The organism is Chitinophaga sp. 9-1-y, assembly GCF_059511905.2.
Genome location: NZ_CM197955.1, coordinates 5,828,341 through 5,846,804, shown reverse-complemented (window position 1 = coordinate 5,846,804; position 18,464 = coordinate 5,828,341). Strand labels below are relative to the sequence as shown.

Genomic DNA, 18,464 nt, shown 5'->3' with positions numbered 1-18,464 from the left:
AGCAGGAGTTAAAGAACAGGAAATTAACAATGATTAAGGCTGCAATATACAATATCAGCGCACAAAAGTATATATTGGGTGTGGGCGTGGAGGCATCCATGATTAAAACACATGTTATGAAGACATACGAACCGGTATTATTATCGCCCTTAACAAGTGAGTTGGGTGAAGGTCCCTGTTGGTGGCCCGAAAGAAATTGTTGGTGCTGGGTAGATATATACGGGCATACTATTTATATGAGAGATGCGAATGGGCAGCAGCAAGCATTTGATGTGGGTACCTATGTGAGTGCCCTGGTGCCGGTAGCTGGTCGCAATGAGTTATTGGTAGCGCTGAAAGACGGCATTGCTTTTTTTTCTCCGGAGATGGGAGTAGGGCCTTTACTGGTGGTATTGGATCAAAGGAGCAATATGCGTTGTAATGATGGCAAATGTGATCCTGTGGGGCGCTTTTGGATAGGCGCCATGCAGATGCCGGTGGAAGAGGGCACGGGGATGTTGTATTGCATTACCGGCCAGGAGCCGCCGGAAGTAAAGCTGGCAGGTGTAACAATTTCCAATGGCCTGGTGTGGAAAGGAGATAAAATGTATTATAACGACACGTATACCTCAACCGTACAGGAATTCAGCTATGATGCGGCTACAGGCAATATTGCCTTTACGCGGGTAGCTATTCATATTCCGGCTGGATTAGGCAACCCCGATGGTATGGCGATAGATAGCAATGGCATGCTGTGGATTGCGCAATGGGGTGGCGCCGGGGTATACTGCTGGGATCCGCAAACCGGGGAGTTATTGGGGAAGGTGCCGGTACCGGCGCCGAATGTTTCTTCCTGTGCTTTTGGTGGGGCGGAGATGGATGAGCTGTTAATTACTACCGCACGGGAGCATATGACAGCGGCACAAATAGCGGAATTCCCATTGAGTGGTAGTGTGTTTCACGTTAGACTTCCTGTTAAAGGCTTGCCAGCCAACTACTTTAAGTATTAATTATTTATACATATTGATGTTTCACGGTTTTCTGCTAAAATATTAGTATATTTGCAGGCGGAATGGGCTTTTTTAGGGTATTTTAATACCAATCATGCTATCTATCAACTTCCCTTTTGCTTAAGATACTTTCCTTAGTATACCACCGCTAGAAACATCGTGTAAAAATAATTATGATCATGAAGGATTTTAAAATTATTGACAACAAAGAAGCCAGACAGTTTGAGGCGCATATTGCCGGACAAATGGCTAAAGTGATTTACGAGAAAAATGGTAGCCGTATTTTCCTGACGGGTGCAGAAGTGCCGCCGGTATTGGAAAAGCAAGGCGTGTTACCAATGATGTTAGGAAAAGTAATGGAGGAAATTTCTGCGCAGAATATTCGCATGGTTCCTTCCAGCAAAAAAGTAGCAGAATTTGTACGCAGTAACCCGCAGTGGAAAACATTGCTGGCGCACGGTTTACATATATAGTTCTTTACAACCACATTTGACATTTAGTTATTTAATTATTTGCCGGCCATAAACAAAAGGTATCAATTAGAATGGCGGAAGTGATATCAAATATTTACACCGGTCAAATAACTAAATAACTAAATAGCCAAATGCCTGTTTATTTGATGCCCATCTTCACTTTCACTGCTGGCATCAGATCGTCGGTTTCTGCGGATACCAACACCGCGTCTCTGGAGTTATCAATCACCAGCGTGTAGCCCTTTTCGTTAGCTACCGCCTTTAATATCTTTTTAGCTTTATCTAATATAGGTGTGAGCAATTCCTGCTCCCTGGCAGACATTGTTTGCTCTGACATTTGCCTGTAACGCTGTATGCTGGCTTGTGCAGATTTCAGTTCCGCACTTTTTACATCCACCATCGCAGGGCTCATATTACCTACGCTATCCAGTTCCTTTACTTTCTTACTATATTCTTCCAGCAATTGTTGGCCTTCCTGGTTCAGTTTCTCCTGGAGTACATTCAGGGTATCATTGGCCTGTTTACTTTCCGGCATCAAACCAATCATTTGTTGAAAATTAATGTAACCCGTTTTGGATTGGGCGAAGAGGACAGTGCTTCCAAACAGTAGCAGGCAAAGTGTACAGATAAATTTCATCGGGATAATTTTTACAATATTAATCGTCCAGTTGTGAAATATTCTTTAAAATGAATATAATGTAATGTTAAAGTGACTAGAAAAGTTTAGATATACATCAAACGATTGAGTATTAATTGGTTCACCCCGGAAAACCCCGACATCAGACCTTCTTTTTCAACTAATTCCCAAAAAAATCTCCTCCTCCGTAGGGGTAGGAGTCCTTCATGGTGTCGTATAATAAATCAGTTCAATTGGCAGAAGGAATTATATTTGACGTTAGATATCAAACCCTAAGCATGGAATTTACAAGTCCGGGTACTGCAGTACCGGAGATCGATAACTCATTAACATTTGAACAGGTTTTTAAAACGCATTTTAAAGGCTTGCATTCTTATGCCTGTACTTTATTAAAAGATGAAGTCATGGCGGAGGAAATGGTGCAGAATGTCTTTTGCAAATTATGGGAGAAATCAGGTGACATCAAAATAAAGCAATCTGTTTCAGGATACCTTTATAGGGCCGTATACCATGAATGCATTAATTATCTGCGGCATCAGAAAGTGAAAGCCACACATCAGGCACATACAAAATATCAGATGAGCAATGATCAAAGTACCGGCAATGCATCCGGAAAAGTAATGTTGCGGGAACTGGAAGAGAAACTGGAGGCGGCTTTGATGGCATTACCAGAAAAGTGTCGTACCGTTTTTCAATTGAGCCGCTTCGAAGAATTAAAATACCAGGAAATAGCGGATCGCCTGGATATCTCTATAAAAACTGTGGAAAATCAGATGGGCAAAGCTTTGCGCTTATTACGACTCAACCTGGTAGATTTTCTGCCCTTGTTATTAATTTTGCTCCACCTGTAAAAGTGCATAAGTGAAAAAACAATCAGAGCATATAAACGACGACCTCCTGGTAAAATACCTGCTGGAAATTACTACTCCTGCTGAAAAGGCAGCTGTAGCTGCATGGCTCACAGAAAAAGAAGACCACCAACGTTATTTTGAACATTTCCGCCTGATCTGGACAGAAAGTAAGAAACTGGCAGCTGTAAGCACCGTGAATGAAAATGATGCCTGGTCGCGCTTTCAGCAACGGGTAGGCACCAACGAACATACTACCCGCATCGTACAACTGGATACTGGGATCAGCTGGAAACCTATTTTACGTATCGCCGCCATAGTGGTGGTGGTGCTGAGCATCGCGGGGTTCCTGTACCAGTCGAACCGGAACACATCACCCATGATTGTCAGTTCCGGACAGCAAATCAAACAGGAAATACTACCAGATGGATCACAGGTGACGCTGAATAAGCAATCTACTATTGAATATGCGGCCATTTTCAAGAAAGAGCGGCAGGTAAAACTGGAAGGAGAAGCATTTTTTAACGTAGCGCAGGATCCCGGAAAACCTTTTGTACTCAAGGTGAATGACGTAACCGTGAAAGTGCTGGGAACTTCTTTCAATGTGAAAAGTGTGAATGGTAAAACCGAGGTGATTGTAGAAAGTGGCGCCGTGGAAGTGACGAAAAACAACAACAGCGTGCAGCTCAAACAACATGAAAAAGCTATCATCACCGCGGATCAAACCGCTCCCAGCAAGCAAAGTAATACTGATGAGCTGTATAACTATTACCGTACACAAACTTTTGTTTGTAATAACACGCCGCTTTGGAAACTGGTAGAAATATTAAACGAAGCATACGATGTAAACATTGTTATTGCAGATAATAAAAAGCGGGATTTGCAGATTAATTCTACCTTTACCAACAGTTCGCTGGATAGCACTTTACAGGTAATCGGGCTTACTTATGAGATTAATGTGGAGAAAAATGGGTCACAAATAATATTGAAATAATAGCCTTCGTTCCGTATGTTACTATCTAAGCATTTGTTAGCTTTATTTTTAGGATGTGTTTTTTCGATGTCGGTAGCTGCACAAAACCTGTTGAATAAAACAGTGAGTATAGAGGCAAGCCAACAGCCACTTTCAGCGGTACTTAATTCGATCAGTAAACAAGGAGGTTTTTATTTCTCGTATTTAACAACCATTCTTCCACAGGATAGCCTGGTTACCATTTCAGCAAAAAAGAAAACAGTCAGGCAGGTACTGGATATGTTGTTCTCCGGAGATTATCAATATAAAGAATCAGGTAACTATATTATTCTGTTAAAGAAAAACTCCACCGCGTCGTATTACGTGATCACGGGGTTTGTCACGGATAGAAAAACGGGACAACGGCTACCCAATGCCAGCGTCTATGAACGACAGCAACTCATATCTACACTCACTAATAACGATGGTTATTTCAGGCTGCGGTTAAAGGATAAATATCCTACCGCAGCCATCAGCGTTAGTAAGGACCTGTATGCAGATACTTCTTTGCTATTGCTTAACGGCCAGGATCAGGAAGTAGCCGTTAGTATTTCTCCCACTACTTACCAGCTTAAAACAGTTGATATTACGGGGCATTCACGGGTAGACAAAACCTGGTTTGCCAAAGTGTTTTTATCATCACGGCAGAAACTAACCAGTTTGAACATCGGTTCTTTCTTTGCCGATAAACCTTACCAGGTATCGCTTACACCCGGGTTGGGCTCACATGGGCGTATGAGCGGACAGGTAGTCAATAAATTTTCTGTCAACGTATTGGGTGGCTATACTGCCGGTGTAGATGGATTTGAAATGGGAACGGTTTTCAACATCGTGAAAAATGATATGCAGAGTTGTCAGGTAGCTGGTGTGGTAAATATCGTGGGAGGAAAAACGCGGGGAGCACAGATCGCCGGAGTACACAACAATGTGCTGGATTCCATGATAGGTGCGCAGATGGCAGGTGTAAGCAATATCACTGAAGGTAGTTTGAAAGGCATGCAGGTGAGTGGCGTCGTAGGCCAGGTATATGGTAATGCAAGTGGTGCACAGGTAGCAGGAATAGTATCCTCTACCCGGGGAGATGTAGGCGGTTTGCAGGCGAGCGGTATAGTGGCTTATGCAGGGGGCAATATGGAAGGCTTGCAGGTGAGTGGGATCCTTAATTATACCAAAAAAAATGTGTCTGGTGCACAAATTTCCGAGATAGGAAATATCAGTCACGGTTCGATGAAGGGGCTACAGTTATCCTCGATTTTTAACTATGCCAAACAAATGGATGGTGTGCAGATCGGTCTGGTGAATATTGCAGATACCTCAACAGGTTATAGCATTGGTCTTTTCAATTTTGTGCGCAGAGGATATAAAAAAATAGTGTTATACAGTACAGATGTATTGCCATACAATATCGCCTGGAAAGCTGGCCGTACGGAGTTATACAGCATTTTGCTGGGAGGGTTTGGTACGGGAGAAAACCACCATGCGTGGTCTATTGGATACGGTATCGGAAAGATTATTCCGTTTAATAAAGTGTGGTCGGTAATGGTGGAAGCTACCGGGCAAAATACGTTTCAAGGCACCTGGAATCATAATACGAAAATATTTCGTTTGCAGCCCTCCCTCAACGTCATATTGAACAAACATATCACGGTATTTGCAGGACCGGCATTGTCTATTGCGGTACCTGATTACGAGAATAAGATAGATCCGAACCGCCACTATATTGACTTTGGGGCACATTATCCTTCCTTTAATATGGGCGACGCCAGAGGATGGCTGGGCTGGCAGGCGGGCATCAGTATTTTTTAATTTCATTTTTTGCGTAGGGGTAGATGTTTCTCAACGTGTCGTAATTCTATACGAAATAATTACACAACATGAGAACAAACTACTTTAGCCGTCGGATTATTGTAATAGTGATTGCCTTTGTAACCTATGCCAATATTATATTTGCGCAGAGTGCTCCTGCACATGTCGGACTTGTTTACCCATTGAGCAGTAACGGTAAAAATGCTGCCGCCTATACCAATCATTTTTCTTTAAATATCATTGCTGGTGTATCCAAGGCAGAAACAGGCGTAGCTGTTGCCGGTATATCCAATATTATTAAAGACAGTGCTACCCGCCTGCAGGTAGCAGGTTTTTCTAATCATATTGGTAGTGCTACCCGCAGCGCGCAATTTGCCGGCTTTATGAACCAGGTAAAAAATAATACCAGTGGATCGCAGATAGCCGGATTTATGAACCTGGACGGGAGTATGAAAGGCTTCCAGGCTGCTGGTTATGCGAACTATGTGAAAGGTGATGCGGAAGGCACCCAGATCGCTGGTTTTATGAATACAGCCCGTAACAACACCCAGGCGCAGGTGGCCGGATTCGGCAATTTCTCCGGTAAAGCAGATGTGCAGATAGCCGGTTTTATGAACAAGGCTACTGAAGTAAATACGCAGATTGGTGGATTCCTCAACGTAGCCAGAAAGGTGAAGGGCGTACAGGTAGGTTTTATCAACATAGCAGATAGCAATGACTGTCCCATTGGTATCATCAATATTGTGAAGGGCGGAGAAAAGCAAGTGGGACTGACTATCGATGAAACGGCCACTATGATAGCATCTTTCAAATCAGGCGGCCGTGTACTGTATGGTATCCTGGGGTTAGGATATAACCTGAAGAATAACCCAGATCCGATATATGCCTTGCAGGCTGGTATTGGTGTACATACACCCCAAATTTTCCCTCATTTCCGCGTAAATGTAGAAGCTACCCATACCGTGATGACAGCATTTAAGAAGGGATACTATAACCGGGCATCCTTAGGTGCTTACGCCGCATATAGCTTTGGAAGGGTTGAATTATTTGCCGGTCCTACTTTTAATTATCTTGAAACAGAAGATGGGGTAGGATCAGATTTTGTAGGTCATTACATCTGGTCAGAGCATGTACGCCACGATCGTTTTCACGCTATATACATAGGCGCTGTGGGCGGGGTACAGGTGAGGTTGTAGACACCTGTTCCCGACCTCATTATGGGGAATAATAGCCTGTTAGGTATTATGGCATTGTATTTGGATAATCATCTCAAAATCGTCTCATATGAAAACATGGTTATACCTTCCGTTGGTGCTACTGGTGTTCGTTTTTACAGGGTGCACCAAAACTACAAATGAGGTTGTAATACCCAATAAAACAATACTCCAGCCTATTGAAGTGGCTGATTGGAAGTATGATGCAAGTGGAAACTTTTACTACTATGTAGCGGATGTTCCGGAATTGAATAATGTAAACCAAACCGACGGGGTGGTAGTATCTCTTGGCCGTTATTCCAACAGTAACATACCAGATTCATATGAGTTGATGCCACACTCATTCGGCAACCAGGCTTATTTCGTCATTTATGATTACAAGCAGGTGGAAATAGATATTAAGGGAATCAATGGGGCCGCGCCACAGAAGCCGACAACCAAAGTATTGCTGAAAATAGTGCTGATACCTTCTGTTCAATAAGCTTTACCATTACTCAACATATATACAGGGGCTCCCCCGCTTTTAGCGGGGGGGCCTTTTTTATTTATCCAGTAACAATAACATAACTACCATTCCTCACAGTTAGTTATGACTGGCCGGAGATTTTTACTATTTTCCGCTTTTCCCGTCAACGCTATTTATCAGTGTACATGAAAAAATCAACTATTAATGGATAACAGAAGAGATTTTATTAAGAAGGCGGCCTTTTTATCCGGTGCTGCCGGCGTATTCAGTGCCTTGCCGGCTTCCATTCAGCGGGCAATGGCCATAGATCCCAAGCCTGGTACTACGTTCCTGGATGCAGAGCATATTGTGGTGCTCATGCAGGAAAACCGTTCCTTTGACCACTGTTATGGCTCTTTGCGTGGTGTTCGTGGCTATAATGATCCACGGGCCATTCAACTGCCCAATAAGAACCTGGTTTGGTTGCAAAGCAATGCCAAAGGCGAAACGTTTGCACCTTTCCGCCTGAATTTGAAAGATACCAAGGCTACCTGGATGAGCAGTTTGCCACATTCCTGGGGTAACCAGGTAATGGCCCGCAACCAGGGTAAATACGATAAATGGCTGCTGGTAAAGCAATCCGGTAATAAAGACTGGGCGCCGATGCCGCTTACATTAGGTTACTACAACCGGGAAGATATTCCGTTTTATTATTCACTGGCAGATGCTTTTACCGTTTGTGACCAGAACTTCTGTTCTTCCCTCACCGGTACCACGCCTAACCGCCTGTATTTGTGGACGGGCACCTTGCGTAGCGAGCAAAATGCCAACTCCAGGGCTAACGTATGGAATGAAGACGTGGATTATGGCAGTGAGGCGCATTGGACCGCATTCCCTGAGCGCCTGGAAGATAACGGCGTTTCCTGGAGAATATACCAGAACGAAATCAGTGCAGCCGGATTGGAAGGAGAGAAAGATGGGATGCTGGCTAACTTTACCGATAATCCTATAGAATGGTTTGCTGCGTTCAATGTACGCTTTGCAGCAGGGCATATCGGTTACCTGCAAAGAAGACTGAAAGAGATGCCAGCGGAGATAACAGACCTGGAAGCCGTATTAGCAGCAACTACGGTGGCTAAGGAGAAAGAAAAGGTGCAAAAGAAGCTGGAACATCTGAAAGCATCGCTGGAGAAAACCAAGAGTGATGCTGCACAATTCACTGCTGCTAATTTTGCGAAATTATCGCAGCGCGCGCAAAACCTCCACAATAAAGCATTTACAAGTAATATCGCGGATCCAAACTATCATGAACTGGAGGCGCTGACGTATAAAGATGGGAACACTGAAAGAACCGTACAGGTGCCGAAAGGAGACATCTTACATCAGTTCAGAACGGATGTAAATGAAGGCAAGCTGCCTACCATCTCCTGGCTGGTAGCTCCCGGCGAGTTTTCTGATCACCCAGGGTCGCCCTGGTATGGCGCCTGGTACGTGTCTGAAGTATTGGATATATTAACAAAGAAGGAAGAAGTATGGAAGAAAACCATTTTCATTCTGTGCTACGATGAAAACGATGGGTACTTCGACCACGTGCCGCCGTTCACCGCACCGCATAAACCGGGCACCGGAAAGGTATCGGCGGGCATTGATACCGGTATAGAGTATGTAACCAAAGAAGAAGAGCAGGCCAAGAAATACCTGGGTGCAGATGAAATCCACGAAAGTCCGATAGGACTGGGTTATCGGGTACCGTTGGTGATTGCATCTCCCTGGAGCAGGGGTGGGTATGTGAATTCGCAGGTATGTGATCACACCTCTATTCTGCAACTGATGGAGAAATTCCTGCAGCATAAAACTGGTAAGGCGATTAAAGAAACCAATATTTCTGAATGGCGTCGTACAGTATGTAGCGACTTAACCTCTGTGTTCCGGCCATTTAACGGAGAGAAAATCACCGTGCCTTTCCCGGAAAGAAACGAGTTTGTGGAAATGATATACAACGCAAAATTCAAGAAGCTGCCGGATGGCTTTAAAGTGCTGACAGCTGAAGAAATTGCGAAGATCAATACCGATCCTGCCGGCTCCACCTGGATGGCGCAGCAGGAGAAAGGTGTACGCGTGTCCAATGCGTTGCCTTATGAGTTGTATGTAGGGGGGAAGCTGAGCGCAGACAAAAAATCGTTTGAAATCAGCTTTGAAGCGGGCAATAAAGTATTTGGCAACCAGGCGGCTGGTTCACCGTTTAATGTATATGCACCAGGAAAGTATCTGCAGGAAGATACCCAAACTATGGAAGCGGTAAGAACCTGGTCTTATGCCGTGAAACCGGCGGATAAACTGAAAGATACCTGGCCGCTGGCCTCTTTTGAAGATGCCCACTATCATCTCCGGGTATACGGGCCTAATGGCTTTTACAGGGAGTTTGCAGGAGATGCCAATGATCCGCAGGTAGAGATACAGTGTGGCTATCAGAAGAGCTTAACCAACAGCAGAAAACTCACTGGTAGTGTAGAATTAAAGCTGATTAACCATGGTAGCAAAGCTGCCGCTTTCAGTATTGAGGACCAGGGTTATCACAAAGGCACGCTGCATAAAACAGTAGCGCCACGTACGGAAGCTACCCTGGTAATAGATTTATCTAAGAGCCATGGCTGGTACGACTTCTCCCTGAAAGTGGCTGGCAGTGGTTCTTTTGAACAGCGCTATGCCGGCAGGGTAGAAACTGGTAAAGAAAGTTTCAGCGACCCGGTAATGGGGAGAGTATAGCAGAGCGCTTTTAGCCATTAGCCGTTAGCTTTTAGTCAAAATGCAGCAGAGATCATCAACGATGGTCTTTGCTGCATTTTTGCAAACAGCGGTCCCCCCAAAGTTATCCGCTTATGAATAGCCAATTGAACTAAATTATTGGATTTTTGTTATTTGTTTTTTTGTATATTGACTATAGTGTTAATTGATCCCGTTTGCCTTGTATTACCTCATAAATTAATTATATTAAATCACCCAAAATCTTTCCTTTATGAAACGCAATCACTGTCGCCTGCCTTATCTGTTTTTACTGGCTGCTATACTAGCTTTTGCTGCATGTTCCAAAGATGGAGCACAAGGCCCTGCCGGCCCGGCTGGCCCTGCGGGGGCTAACGGCGCTAATGGTGCTAATGGCGCCAACGGTCCTAAAGGAGACACTGGTGTTGCCAATGTGATTTATTCCGGTTGGCTCGATGTAGCCTATCTACCAGACACCATTCACACCTCTGTTGGTATAGATACTTTAGGATATTACGCTGACATTAATGCGCCTAAACTTACCAAAGATATTCTCTCCAAGGGGCTGGTATATGTATATGTGAACCTAAGTGTTGCCGATAATCCCGTTATAGCATCTATTCCATATAGTGAACCGAGTGGATTGTATATTAAGTTTGTATCATTTGAAAATGGGATTGAACTATCTTCTAATGGTGATGTAAGTACCTACACTGTCAGTGGTAAAAAAAGAGCTCAATACCGCTATGTGCTGGTACCGGGTGGTGTGGCAGCACGCAGCAGCAACGGCGTAAACTGGAAGGATTACAAGTCGGTACAGCAATACCTGGGTTTGAAAGACTAGTTTTAATTATTCACAACGATAGAAAAAGGCCTCCTCCATTAATGGCGGGGGCTTTTTGTTGCCCTATATGCACAGTTTGTTCCCATAGGGCTACGTAATAAGTGTGCAGGCACAACGTGGAGGCTGTTTATTGTTCCGGCTTTTCTTTTGATATAAAGCAGGTATGAGAAGCTTATTATGGATGGCGTTGGTGACAGGGGTGCTGTGGGGTTGCGGTAGCCCTTCTTCCCCGGTTAACTCCGGTAACGGTCAGGATATTACCCCGCGGAACAACAGCATTACCCCAGAAAATGCTTACAATGATTTATTCCTGGATAGTACTACAGTCGCACAATTTATTGCCACGCATCAACTGGATGATACCCTTGCCGTGCGTATGCGTAGTTTTTACAATGCCCGCAATTATGAGTTTGCCTGGCTCGACAGCCACGGACTGGTAGAGCAGGCCGCGGCTTTCCGCAGCTTATACAATTACAGTAAAGACAGTATTAGCAATAAATCGCTGGACCGGCGACTGGATGATTTAATGGAAGAAGATAGCCTGGACATTAAGGCATCGGATCGACAGATGATCAGTACCGAATTACAGCTTACCTGGCGGCTGGTTAATTACTTCCGGGAAAAGAACGGCAGCATTGAACAGCTGGAACATATGATTCCTACACAACGATACCAGGTGACGGCGTTGGCCGATTCTATGTTACAAACAAGCAGCCGCCTGTTTCCCGCGATAGCCGTGATGAAGGCGCCACTCAAAACTTACAGGGAATATGTTGGTAACGGTGGCTGGGTGCCGGTTCCCGAAGTAAAAAAGGGGTTAAAGAAAGGTCAGTCATCTCCCGAAATTATACTTGTAAAAAAACGGCTGTTTATCACCGGCGAATTGACAACGAACGATAGTAGTGCGTTGTTTACGGATGAACTGGAAACCGCCGTTAACCGCTTCCGTAACAGCCATGGATATACGCAAAATGGCGTGTTGAATGATACCGTTATCCATGCCCTGAATATACCTGCTGAAGCCCGTTTACAGCAACTACTGGTAAATATGGAACGAATAAAATGGATGCCGGAAACGCCTGGAGGAAAATTAATTGTGGTAAATATTCCGGCGTTTAAACTCCATGTCACCAATGGTGGGCAGCATTTGTTTGATATGGATATTGTGGTAGGGAAAGAAGGGCATAGCACTACCATGTTTTCGGGCGAATTGAACCAGGTGGTATTTAGTCCTTACTGGAATATTCCCCGCAGTATTGTGAGAAAGGAAATATTACCGGCGATAGCCCGGAATAAGCATTACCTGGCAGCCAAACATATGGAGGTGACAGGAACGGCTAATGGCCTGCCGGTGATCCGGCAATTACCGGGCGCGCATAATGCACTGGGACGGGTGAAATTCCTGTTTCCGAACAGTTACCATATCTACTTCCATGATACGCCGGAAAAGGGGCTGTTTAACCGCGATAACCGCGCTTACAGTCATGGGTGTATCCGGCTGAAGGACCCGGTGAAAATGGCGCAGTTTGTTTTGGAAGACTCACCGCAATGGACCAACGAAAAAATAGATAGTGCCATGAACAGCGGTAAGCAAAAATTTGTGGCAGTAAAGCATCCGGTGCCGGTGATCATTACTTACTTTACCACCTGGCGTACGGACGGGCAACTATACTTCGCGCCCGATGTGTATGGACACGATGCTGTTTTCAACCAAAAGCTGTTTAAATAAATCAGGATGCAGTGTTTTTGCCCAGGATTTTTGTATGTAAGGAATAGTATTTATCCGGGCTGTATAAAAACAGGCAGGTACCGTTTCTGATGCGTTCAATTACTTTACGGTGAATGTTTTCCGGGATAGCCGGACAACCGAGGCTGCGGCCAATGTAGCCTTGTACTTTTGCGAGACTTTCGTTTACATAATCTGCACTATGCATGACAATTCCTCTGCTGAGTGCATTGTCGTTGATGCCCGCCTCTTCTCCTTCCAAACGCAGCGAGTAGCCGTGTTCCCCGGTGTAAGTGTCGCCGGTAACGTAAAAGCCTAAACTGCTTTTAAAGCTATTCATCTTGTTGGAGAAGGTGTTGGCGATATCCTTCCCGGAATTCCGGCCATGTGATACCAGGGTATTAAAAAGTAATAGCTTGTTTTTGAGATCTATTACGAATAAGCGTTTTTTGGTACTGGGCAGGGAGAAGTCGATGATGGAAATAACATCAGGATTTTTAATCCGGCCCAATTCTTCCAGGTGCTGGAATCCTCTAAGTGCTTTGTCGAAAGCTTCCCTGGAAAGCCCTGCAGAGTCGAGCCGCATGTTGTCGTATAAGCTTACTTCCTGTGTGGAGTCCGTTTTAAGAATTGCACCGATAGGTAGCGGCTTTTTGCCGGGATTTTCAGCTGTTGTAAGAGTGGTAAATAAAAATGCAAAAATGCAAATCGTTACAATAAAAATTAACGGTTTAATCGCTTTCTTCCAATTCATGTTCACGCCGTAATGTTTTTGTTGATGGTAAAAATTATTGAAAAGGCATAGGTGACGAAATTAACGTTTTTAACGAGAAGAAAGTGCCCGGGGAAATAGCCAGAGTTCGCTGTGGACATATTTTTAACAACCTGTTCACATACATGAAAAATGTATATAAGTGGCAAATGGGGTTAATGAATGGACAATATCGGCAAAGAGGGCTATGTTATGGGGTTTATCTTTGATGTACTGTTTTGTAAAAAGGAAAACTGCCATAAAAAAATGGGTCGGTTACTGTTACCGGCCCTTTATTATTTGCGCCATTATCAGTAATTTTTCACAAAAGAAAATTTTATGCCTGAGTTACCTGATCTGCAGGCTTTTCGCCATAACCTGGAAAAAGCGCTTTTACATAAAAAACTGAAGTCGTTGACGGTGGTGAACGCCAAAAAATTGCATGCCACACCAGCGGCATTGCAGGAAGCACTGGAGGGACAAACACTGGAGCATATACGCCGGGTGGGAAAAGAATTACATTTTATATTTAAGAATGGGCATGTATTAGGGATGCATTTAATGCTCCATGGCAAGTTGTACTTCTTCCAGCAAAAAAATACAGAGAAGTATACCATTGTGGAAATGTTATTTGGAGATGGCACTGGTTTGGCTTTGGCAGATTTCCAGGCTGCTGCCAATGTTTTCCTGGATCCGGAGGAGAAAACGGCACCGGATGCGTTATCAAAGGAATTTACGGAAAGCTACCTGGAAACGCAGCTTGGTAAAAAGAAAGTGACCATAAAAAAATACCTGCTGGATCAGCATAATGTATTGGGTATTGGTAATGCATATGCGGACGATATTTTATGGGATGCCCGCATTTCGCCTTTTTCTGTTTGTAATAAGATTCCTGCCGCAGCGGTGAAGACGTTGTTTACATCCATTAAAAAAATCCTGGAGGGTGCGGAGAAGAAGATCCTGAAAAGTAATCCGGATATTATTCACGGGGAGATCAGGGATTTTATGCTGGTGCATTCGTCGAAACTAACTGAAAGTCCTGGTGGTGCAGAGATATTGAAGGATACGGGTGGGGGAAGAAAAACGTATTACACCGATGAACAGGTGTTGTATACCTGAATAGGAACCGGCATCGCTAAAAGCGATGCCGGTTTTTTTTATGGCAAGATATCAGGTAGTTAATGCGATGGCAGCGGTTGTTTTTTCTTTGGGTGCGTAAATGCCGGCAGCAATTTTTTCCACGAATGCTTTGGGGAAAAATTTAGGCAGCCATGCATTTAGTTTATTGGTGAAGCCGGGGATGATTTCGGCCTTTCCTTTAAAAAGGCCGTCTACCGCTATTTTAGCCACAGACTCCGCCGTCATGTTAAAGCGATGGGCGATGTTGCGGGTGTAATCGCCCATACGTGCCCTGTTCACAAAATCGGTATCGGTACTGCCCGGACTGAGCGCGCTAACGGATATAGGAGAATGCTTCAGCTCATGTCTTAATCCACGGGTAAACGACAGCGCAAAGGCTTTGGTAGCCGCGTAGATATTGAGATAAGGCACGGTTTGATAAGCCGTAGTACTGGCCAGGTTCAGCAGATATGCTTTCGGGTGTTTCCGCAGCACTGGTATATAGGCATAAGACAAGCCCACCTGTGCTTTGATATTTACGTCGATGATATTGAATTGTTCTGCCAATGTCAGTTGTTCAAAAGCGCCATTGATGCCATAACCGGCGTTATTCACTACTACCTGTAATTCATCGTGCCAGGTGCTGGTCCAGGCGGTTACTTTCTGTAGCGCATCGGGGTGCGAGAGATCCTGGTGCAGCGTGTGTACGTTTACGTGATATTGTGCCGACAGTGCTTCCGCAGTAGTAGTGAGTGCTGCAGCGTCCAGGTCAACCAGCAGTAGCTGGTAGTTACGTTCTGCCAATTGTGCGGCAATGGCTTTTCCTATTCCTTTGGCGGCGCCGGTAATGAGTGCGTATGACATAGTTATTTTTTTAGCGTAATGGTGTGTTTACTCCGGTGAGACTTTCCGTATGGGCTTTTGCATGGGCCCATTGCGGCTTGCTGCCATAGAGGTGCGCCAGTTTATGATAAAAAGGCGTAGGGCTACTGGCTGTTTTAGGCTGATAGGCGCCGGTGATGATGGGAATATACATCACTCTTCTGCGGCTCTTTTCGCCGGTGTAAGGTGATTGTTGTACCCGGTGCCACAGGCGGCCGTCGTGCACCGTGAGATCGCCTGCTTCAATATCAAAGCCCACTTCTTTTTTATCGGGGTTATTGTCGATGAAGTATTTTTTCCGAAATAATAATTTGAGCAATCCCTGTTCATGTGTGCCGGGGAGTACCCGCAGACCGCCATTTTCCAATGGGCAGTTGTCGAGGTGAATACCCACATTCAGCATCGGCAGAATGCGTGATCCAAGGAAGAGATCCCGCGGGCTATCGGTGTGCCAGCCCAGTTGTTTGAACTGGCTTTCTGCAGCATTTACATAATGATTAATGACCAGTCCATCTTTTTCGTTCTCCCCTATTCTGCCGTCGTATGGGCCGAGTAAGGCGACGAGTGATTGCAGCCGTTGATCTTTCAGCAATGAGCGTAAGGTATTGCTGTAGTGAGAGGCAAAGGCAATGCGTTGTATCAGCGGACTTCCGTCCACGTCTGTACCAAATTTCAATGGAATGCCATTGACTTTCTGAATATTGTTGCGGAGTAGTAATTCCTGTACCTGTTGTACTTCAGACAGAATATGTGACAGGGCAGATTTATCCAGGAAATGTTTAAACTGGATAATACCATATTTACGGAAATAATCCAGATGCGTGTTAGTGATCCCCTCATTGAGGTGGAAAATGGGTTGGTTGTTCGTTTCCATGACGGAAGATTTTTGAATTGACAGTAAAGAAACAGTTGGGTGATATTAATGATGGTTGCGGCATTGGTGGGGTGACCGCAGGCAGGAGTGGGGTATTAACAACAACAACGGGCGTCTGTAGCTACACGTAAATATAAGGTGGCAGCGGGTCGCCGGCTTGGATGATGATATGTATGATTGGTGTCCATGGTGTGTATGTTTTTATTAGTCTACCATTCTTGTAGACAAATATACGGATATACTTTTAACGGCAAAATTTTTTTTGCTGTTGACCGGTATGCTGTTGATTTCCTGTTGATTACTATTTCAAAGATAGTATGTTGCTTACACTTTCGTGAGCAATTGCTCGTAATCGCCGGTGGTATCAATGTCTATGGCGCCTTGTGGAAAGTCAATGGTGGCTACTTGTTCGGGGTGTTGCAACAATATTTTCTTGGCGCCTTCCTGGCCGGTGAGTGATAGTAGTTGCGGAAAAATGCTTTTATGAAAAAGGGCAGGCGTGCCGATGGTATTACCATATGTGCAGGCTACCATCGCTTTGCCGGAGGTGTTTTTGAGGGTAAACATATCTTCCAGCAGCGCAGTAGTGATGAATGGCTGATCGCAGAGCAGCAGCAAAGCATGGCTGATTTGTGGCGACAGTTGCAGCAGGTATTGCAGGCCTGTTTTGATAGAGCCGCCCATACCGGTAGGCCAGTGGGGATTTACCACGGTATGTACCATTTCTGCCACCAGTTGTTGTTTCACCTGGGTGGCGAAAGCACCGAGTACTACAACTGCTGGTGTGGCGCCCGATTGGCTGGCGGTGTGTACTACATTTTGCAGCAGGCTTTTATTTTGAAAGGGTAGTTGTTGTTTGGGTGTGCCCAATCTTTTGGAGGCGCCTGCGGCGAGGATGATGATACCGGTTGTTTCCATTATAGTTGTTGTTGAAGGATGATTTGTTGTTCGCGTGCATGGATGGCCGTTGTTTTTTCCCGCAGTGAGGTAGCGGCGGTGGCAGACAGCACGGATTTTATTTCGCTGATAATAGACAAGGCAATTTCTTCTGCTGTTTCGGCGCCGAGGTCGAGGCCTGCGGGGCCGTGTACACGTGCCCGTTGTTGCCGGGAAATGTTGATACCATTTTCCGCCAGTTCATCGAGCATGCGCTGTAGTTTTTTGGCTGGTCCCAGCACCCCAATGTAGTGGAGGGGGAGTGGCAGCAGTTGTGCCAGCAGTGCCAGGTCGTAGTTGTAGTTATGTGTCATGAGTACTACGGCGGTGTGTGGGTCCGTAGTTACCTGTGTTAATACCTGTGCGGGTTTGGCGGTAAGCAATTGGGTGGTTTCCGGGAACCGGGCCGGGGTGGCGTATCCGGGGCGACCGTCTGCCACAATGGTTTGCCAGCCGAGAATGGTGGCCATTTTCACCAGTGGGATGACATCGTTGCCGGCGCCTGCAATCAATAATTGTGGCGCCGGTGGCAGGAAGGCGGTATGTGCCGTATAGTCGTTGCCGGTAGACAGGTAAGTTTTGGTGCAGCTGCTTTGTGTTTGGAGTGCCAGGTGTGCATCGGCCGTGAGGGCATTTTGCAGGTGGCAATCCGGGATGTGGTGCTGCATTAATCCATTGGCTGTAAGCACCAGGCAGGTGCCGGGTTGTGGTGCTTTACGGTTGCGTAGTGTAAACAGGGTTACCAGTACCGCAGGTGTGCGATGTTGGGTAATTTCCTGTAATAGTATAATCGGGTTGTGTGGATCACCGGTGTTGACCGGTTCCAGCAATATATGTATGATGCCGTTGCAACCCAGTCCTACGCCCAGTTTGGCGTCGTCTTCGTCATTGGTATCGTAGGTGACCAGCATGGGTTGTTGCTGCAGTATCACGAGCTGAGCTTTCCGCAGTGCATCGCCTTCGAGGCAGCCGCCGCTGATAGCGCCGGTGAGTAACCCGTTTTCCGTTACCAGCATACGTGCGCCGGGTTGGCGGTAGGCGGAGCCTTCCACATGCACTACTGTTGCCAGCGCTGTTTTTAGCCCCTCCCGACAGGCAGCGTAGTATGCTTTTACGATATCGCTCAGTTCTTTCATGTGGTTAGT

17 protein-coding genes are annotated in these 18,464 nt (G+C 45.4%); 11 read left to right on the top strand and 6 right to left on the bottom strand.

All coding sequences use genetic code 11. From position 1 onward, the window contains the following. Positions 1–116: 116 nt before the first annotated feature. On the top strand, positions 117–989 hold the full coding sequence (locus tag AC5ZC7_RS22900) for an SMP-30/gluconolactonase/LRE family protein (protein ID WP_496158712.1): 873 nt from the start codon (positions 117–119) through the stop codon (positions 987–989). A gap of 179 nt (positions 990–1,168) precedes the next feature. Beyond that, the gene (locus AC5ZC7_RS22895) at positions 1,169–1,462 is read left to right on the top strand and encodes a GNAT family N-acetyltransferase (RefSeq protein WP_291916871.1); all 294 of its coding nucleotides are present in this window, start codon (positions 1,169–1,171) and stop codon (positions 1,460–1,462) included. Positions 1,463–1,601: 139 nt separating this feature from the next. Here the strand turns inward: AC5ZC7_RS22895 and AC5ZC7_RS22890 are convergent, their stop codons facing one another. Beyond that, positions 1,602–2,099: an OmpH family outer membrane protein gene (locus AC5ZC7_RS22890; protein WP_496158713.1), complete on the bottom strand. Its 498-nt coding sequence runs from the start codon at positions 2,097–2,099 to the stop codon at positions 1,602–1,604. A 278-nt stretch (positions 2,100–2,377) separates the two neighbouring features. Between AC5ZC7_RS22890 and AC5ZC7_RS22885 the strand changes: the two genes are divergently transcribed. From AC5ZC7_RS22885 to AC5ZC7_RS22850, 8 genes are all read left to right on the top strand, one after another. Beyond that, the gene (locus AC5ZC7_RS22885; RefSeq protein ID WP_496158714.1) at positions 2,378–2,950 is read left to right on the top strand and encodes an RNA polymerase sigma-70 factor; all 573 of its coding nucleotides are present in this window, start codon (positions 2,378–2,380) and stop codon (positions 2,948–2,950) included. Between the two features lie 10 nt (positions 2,951–2,960). Continuing rightward, positions 2,961–3,941: a FecR domain-containing protein gene (locus AC5ZC7_RS22880; protein WP_496158715.1), complete on the top strand. Its 981-nt coding sequence runs from the start codon at positions 2,961–2,963 to the stop codon at positions 3,939–3,941. A gap of 15 nt (positions 3,942–3,956) precedes the next feature. Next, entirely contained in the window at positions 3,957–5,765 is a 1,809-nt protein-coding gene (locus AC5ZC7_RS22875; protein WP_511911272.1) for an STN and carboxypeptidase regulatory-like domain-containing protein, read from the top strand. A 68-nt stretch (positions 5,766–5,833) separates the two neighbouring features. Continuing rightward, positions 5,834–6,961, top strand: coding sequence for a hypothetical protein (locus tag AC5ZC7_RS22870; protein ID WP_496158717.1), 1,128 nt, complete (start codon positions 5,834–5,836; stop codon positions 6,959–6,961). Between the two features lie 88 nt (positions 6,962–7,049). Next, complete coding sequence (locus AC5ZC7_RS22865) at positions 7,050–7,460, top strand: hypothetical protein (protein ID WP_496158718.1); 411 nt, start codon at positions 7,050–7,052, stop codon at positions 7,458–7,460. 189 nt (positions 7,461–7,649) lie between these two features. Then, positions 7,650–10,190 carry a phosphocholine-specific phospholipase C gene (locus AC5ZC7_RS22860; protein ID WP_496158719.1) on the top strand — a complete coding sequence of 847 codons (2,541 nt, stop codon included), beginning with the start codon at positions 7,650–7,652 and terminating at the stop codon, positions 10,188–10,190. 250 nt (positions 10,191–10,440) lie between these two features. Then, on the top strand, positions 10,441–11,031 hold the full coding sequence (locus tag AC5ZC7_RS22855; RefSeq protein ID WP_496158720.1) for a hypothetical protein: 591 nt from the start codon (positions 10,441–10,443) through the stop codon (positions 11,029–11,031). A gap of 163 nt (positions 11,032–11,194) precedes the next feature. Continuing rightward, positions 11,195–12,760, top strand: coding sequence for a L,D-transpeptidase family protein (locus AC5ZC7_RS22850; RefSeq protein ID WP_496158721.1), 1,566 nt, complete (start codon positions 11,195–11,197; stop codon positions 12,758–12,760). 1 nt (position 12,761) lies between these two features. Here AC5ZC7_RS22850 and AC5ZC7_RS22845 read toward each other — a convergent pair whose 3' ends face one another. Then, on the bottom strand, positions 12,762–13,511 hold the full coding sequence (locus AC5ZC7_RS22845; RefSeq protein ID WP_496158722.1) for a murein L,D-transpeptidase catalytic domain-containing protein: 750 nt from the start codon (positions 13,509–13,511) through the stop codon (positions 12,762–12,764). A gap of 336 nt (positions 13,512–13,847) precedes the next feature. On the opposite strand from AC5ZC7_RS22845, the gene AC5ZC7_RS22840 reads away from it, so the two are divergent. Continuing rightward, entirely contained in the window at positions 13,848–14,627 is a 780-nt protein-coding gene (locus AC5ZC7_RS22840; RefSeq protein WP_496158723.1) for a DNA-formamidopyrimidine glycosylase family protein, read from the top strand. Positions 14,628–14,678: 51 nt separating this feature from the next. Here the strand turns inward: AC5ZC7_RS22840 and AC5ZC7_RS22835 are convergent, their stop codons facing one another. The 4 genes from AC5ZC7_RS22835 to AC5ZC7_RS22820 form a co-directional block, all read right to left on the bottom strand. After that, positions 14,679–15,491, bottom strand: coding sequence for an SDR family NAD(P)-dependent oxidoreductase (locus AC5ZC7_RS22835; RefSeq protein ID WP_496158724.1), 813 nt, complete (start codon positions 15,489–15,491; stop codon positions 14,679–14,681). 10 nt (positions 15,492–15,501) lie between these two features. Beyond that, a complete protein-coding gene (locus tag AC5ZC7_RS22830) occupies positions 15,502–16,383 on the bottom strand; it encodes a phytanoyl-CoA dioxygenase family protein (RefSeq protein WP_496158725.1) in 882 nt (293 codons plus the stop codon). 324 nt (positions 16,384–16,707) lie between these two features. After that, positions 16,708–17,301: an NTP transferase domain-containing protein gene (locus AC5ZC7_RS22825; protein WP_496158726.1), complete on the bottom strand. Its 594-nt coding sequence runs from the start codon at positions 17,299–17,301 to the stop codon at positions 16,708–16,710. Continuing rightward, entirely contained in the window at positions 17,301–18,455 is a 1,155-nt protein-coding gene (locus tag AC5ZC7_RS22820; protein WP_496158727.1) for an XdhC family protein, read from the bottom strand. Before AC5ZC7_RS22820 ends, AC5ZC7_RS22825 begins: the two co-directional genes overlap by 1 nt. Between the last annotated feature and the right edge of the window lie 9 nt (positions 18,456–18,464).

What these genes read in the sequence shown, in the direction of transcription:
- AC5ZC7_RS22860 (WP_496158719.1), top strand. Translation starts at nt 7,650, where the DNA reads ATGGATAACAGAAGAGATTTTATTAAGAAGGCGGCCTTTTTATCCGGT.
- AC5ZC7_RS22895 (WP_291916871.1), top strand. Translation starts at nt 1,169, where the DNA reads ATGAAGGATTTTAAAATTATTGACAACAAAGAAGCCAGACAGTTTGAG.
- AC5ZC7_RS22830 (WP_496158725.1), bottom strand. Translation starts at nt 16,383, where the DNA reads ATGGAAACGAACAACCAACCCATTTTCCACCTCAATGAGGGGATCACT.
- AC5ZC7_RS22835 (WP_496158724.1), bottom strand. Translation starts at nt 15,491, where the DNA reads ATGTCATACGCACTCATTACCGGCGCCGCCAAAGGAATAGGAAAAGCC.
- AC5ZC7_RS22825 (WP_496158726.1), bottom strand. Translation starts at nt 17,301, where the DNA reads ATGGAAACAACCGGTATCATCATCCTCGCCGCAGGCGCCTCCAAAAGA.
- AC5ZC7_RS22870 (WP_496158717.1), top strand. Translation starts at nt 5,834, where the DNA reads ATGAGAACAAACTACTTTAGCCGTCGGATTATTGTAATAGTGATTGCC.
- AC5ZC7_RS22875 (WP_511911272.1), top strand. Translation starts at nt 3,957, where the DNA reads ATGTTACTATCTAAGCATTTGTTAGCTTTATTTTTAGGATGTGTTTTT.
- AC5ZC7_RS22840 (WP_496158723.1), top strand. Translation starts at nt 13,848, where the DNA reads ATGCCTGAGTTACCTGATCTGCAGGCTTTTCGCCATAACCTGGAAAAA.
- AC5ZC7_RS22855 (WP_496158720.1), top strand. Translation starts at nt 10,441, where the DNA reads ATGAAACGCAATCACTGTCGCCTGCCTTATCTGTTTTTACTGGCTGCT.
- AC5ZC7_RS22850 (WP_496158721.1), top strand. Translation starts at nt 11,195, where the DNA reads ATGAGAAGCTTATTATGGATGGCGTTGGTGACAGGGGTGCTGTGGGGT.
- AC5ZC7_RS22885 (WP_496158714.1), top strand. Translation starts at nt 2,378, where the DNA reads ATGGAATTTACAAGTCCGGGTACTGCAGTACCGGAGATCGATAACTCA.
- AC5ZC7_RS22820 (WP_496158727.1), bottom strand. Translation starts at nt 18,455, where the DNA reads ATGAAAGAACTGAGCGATATCGTAAAAGCATACTACGCTGCCTGTCGG.
- AC5ZC7_RS22900 (WP_496158712.1), top strand. Translation starts at nt 117, where the DNA reads ATGAAGACATACGAACCGGTATTATTATCGCCCTTAACAAGTGAGTTG.
- AC5ZC7_RS22890 (WP_496158713.1), bottom strand. Translation starts at nt 2,099, where the DNA reads ATGAAATTTATCTGTACACTTTGCCTGCTACTGTTTGGAAGCACTGTC.
- AC5ZC7_RS22865 (WP_496158718.1), top strand. Translation starts at nt 7,050, where the DNA reads ATGAAAACATGGTTATACCTTCCGTTGGTGCTACTGGTGTTCGTTTTT.
- AC5ZC7_RS22845 (WP_496158722.1), bottom strand. Translation starts at nt 13,511, where the DNA reads ATGAATTGGAAGAAAGCGATTAAACCGTTAATTTTTATTGTAACGATT.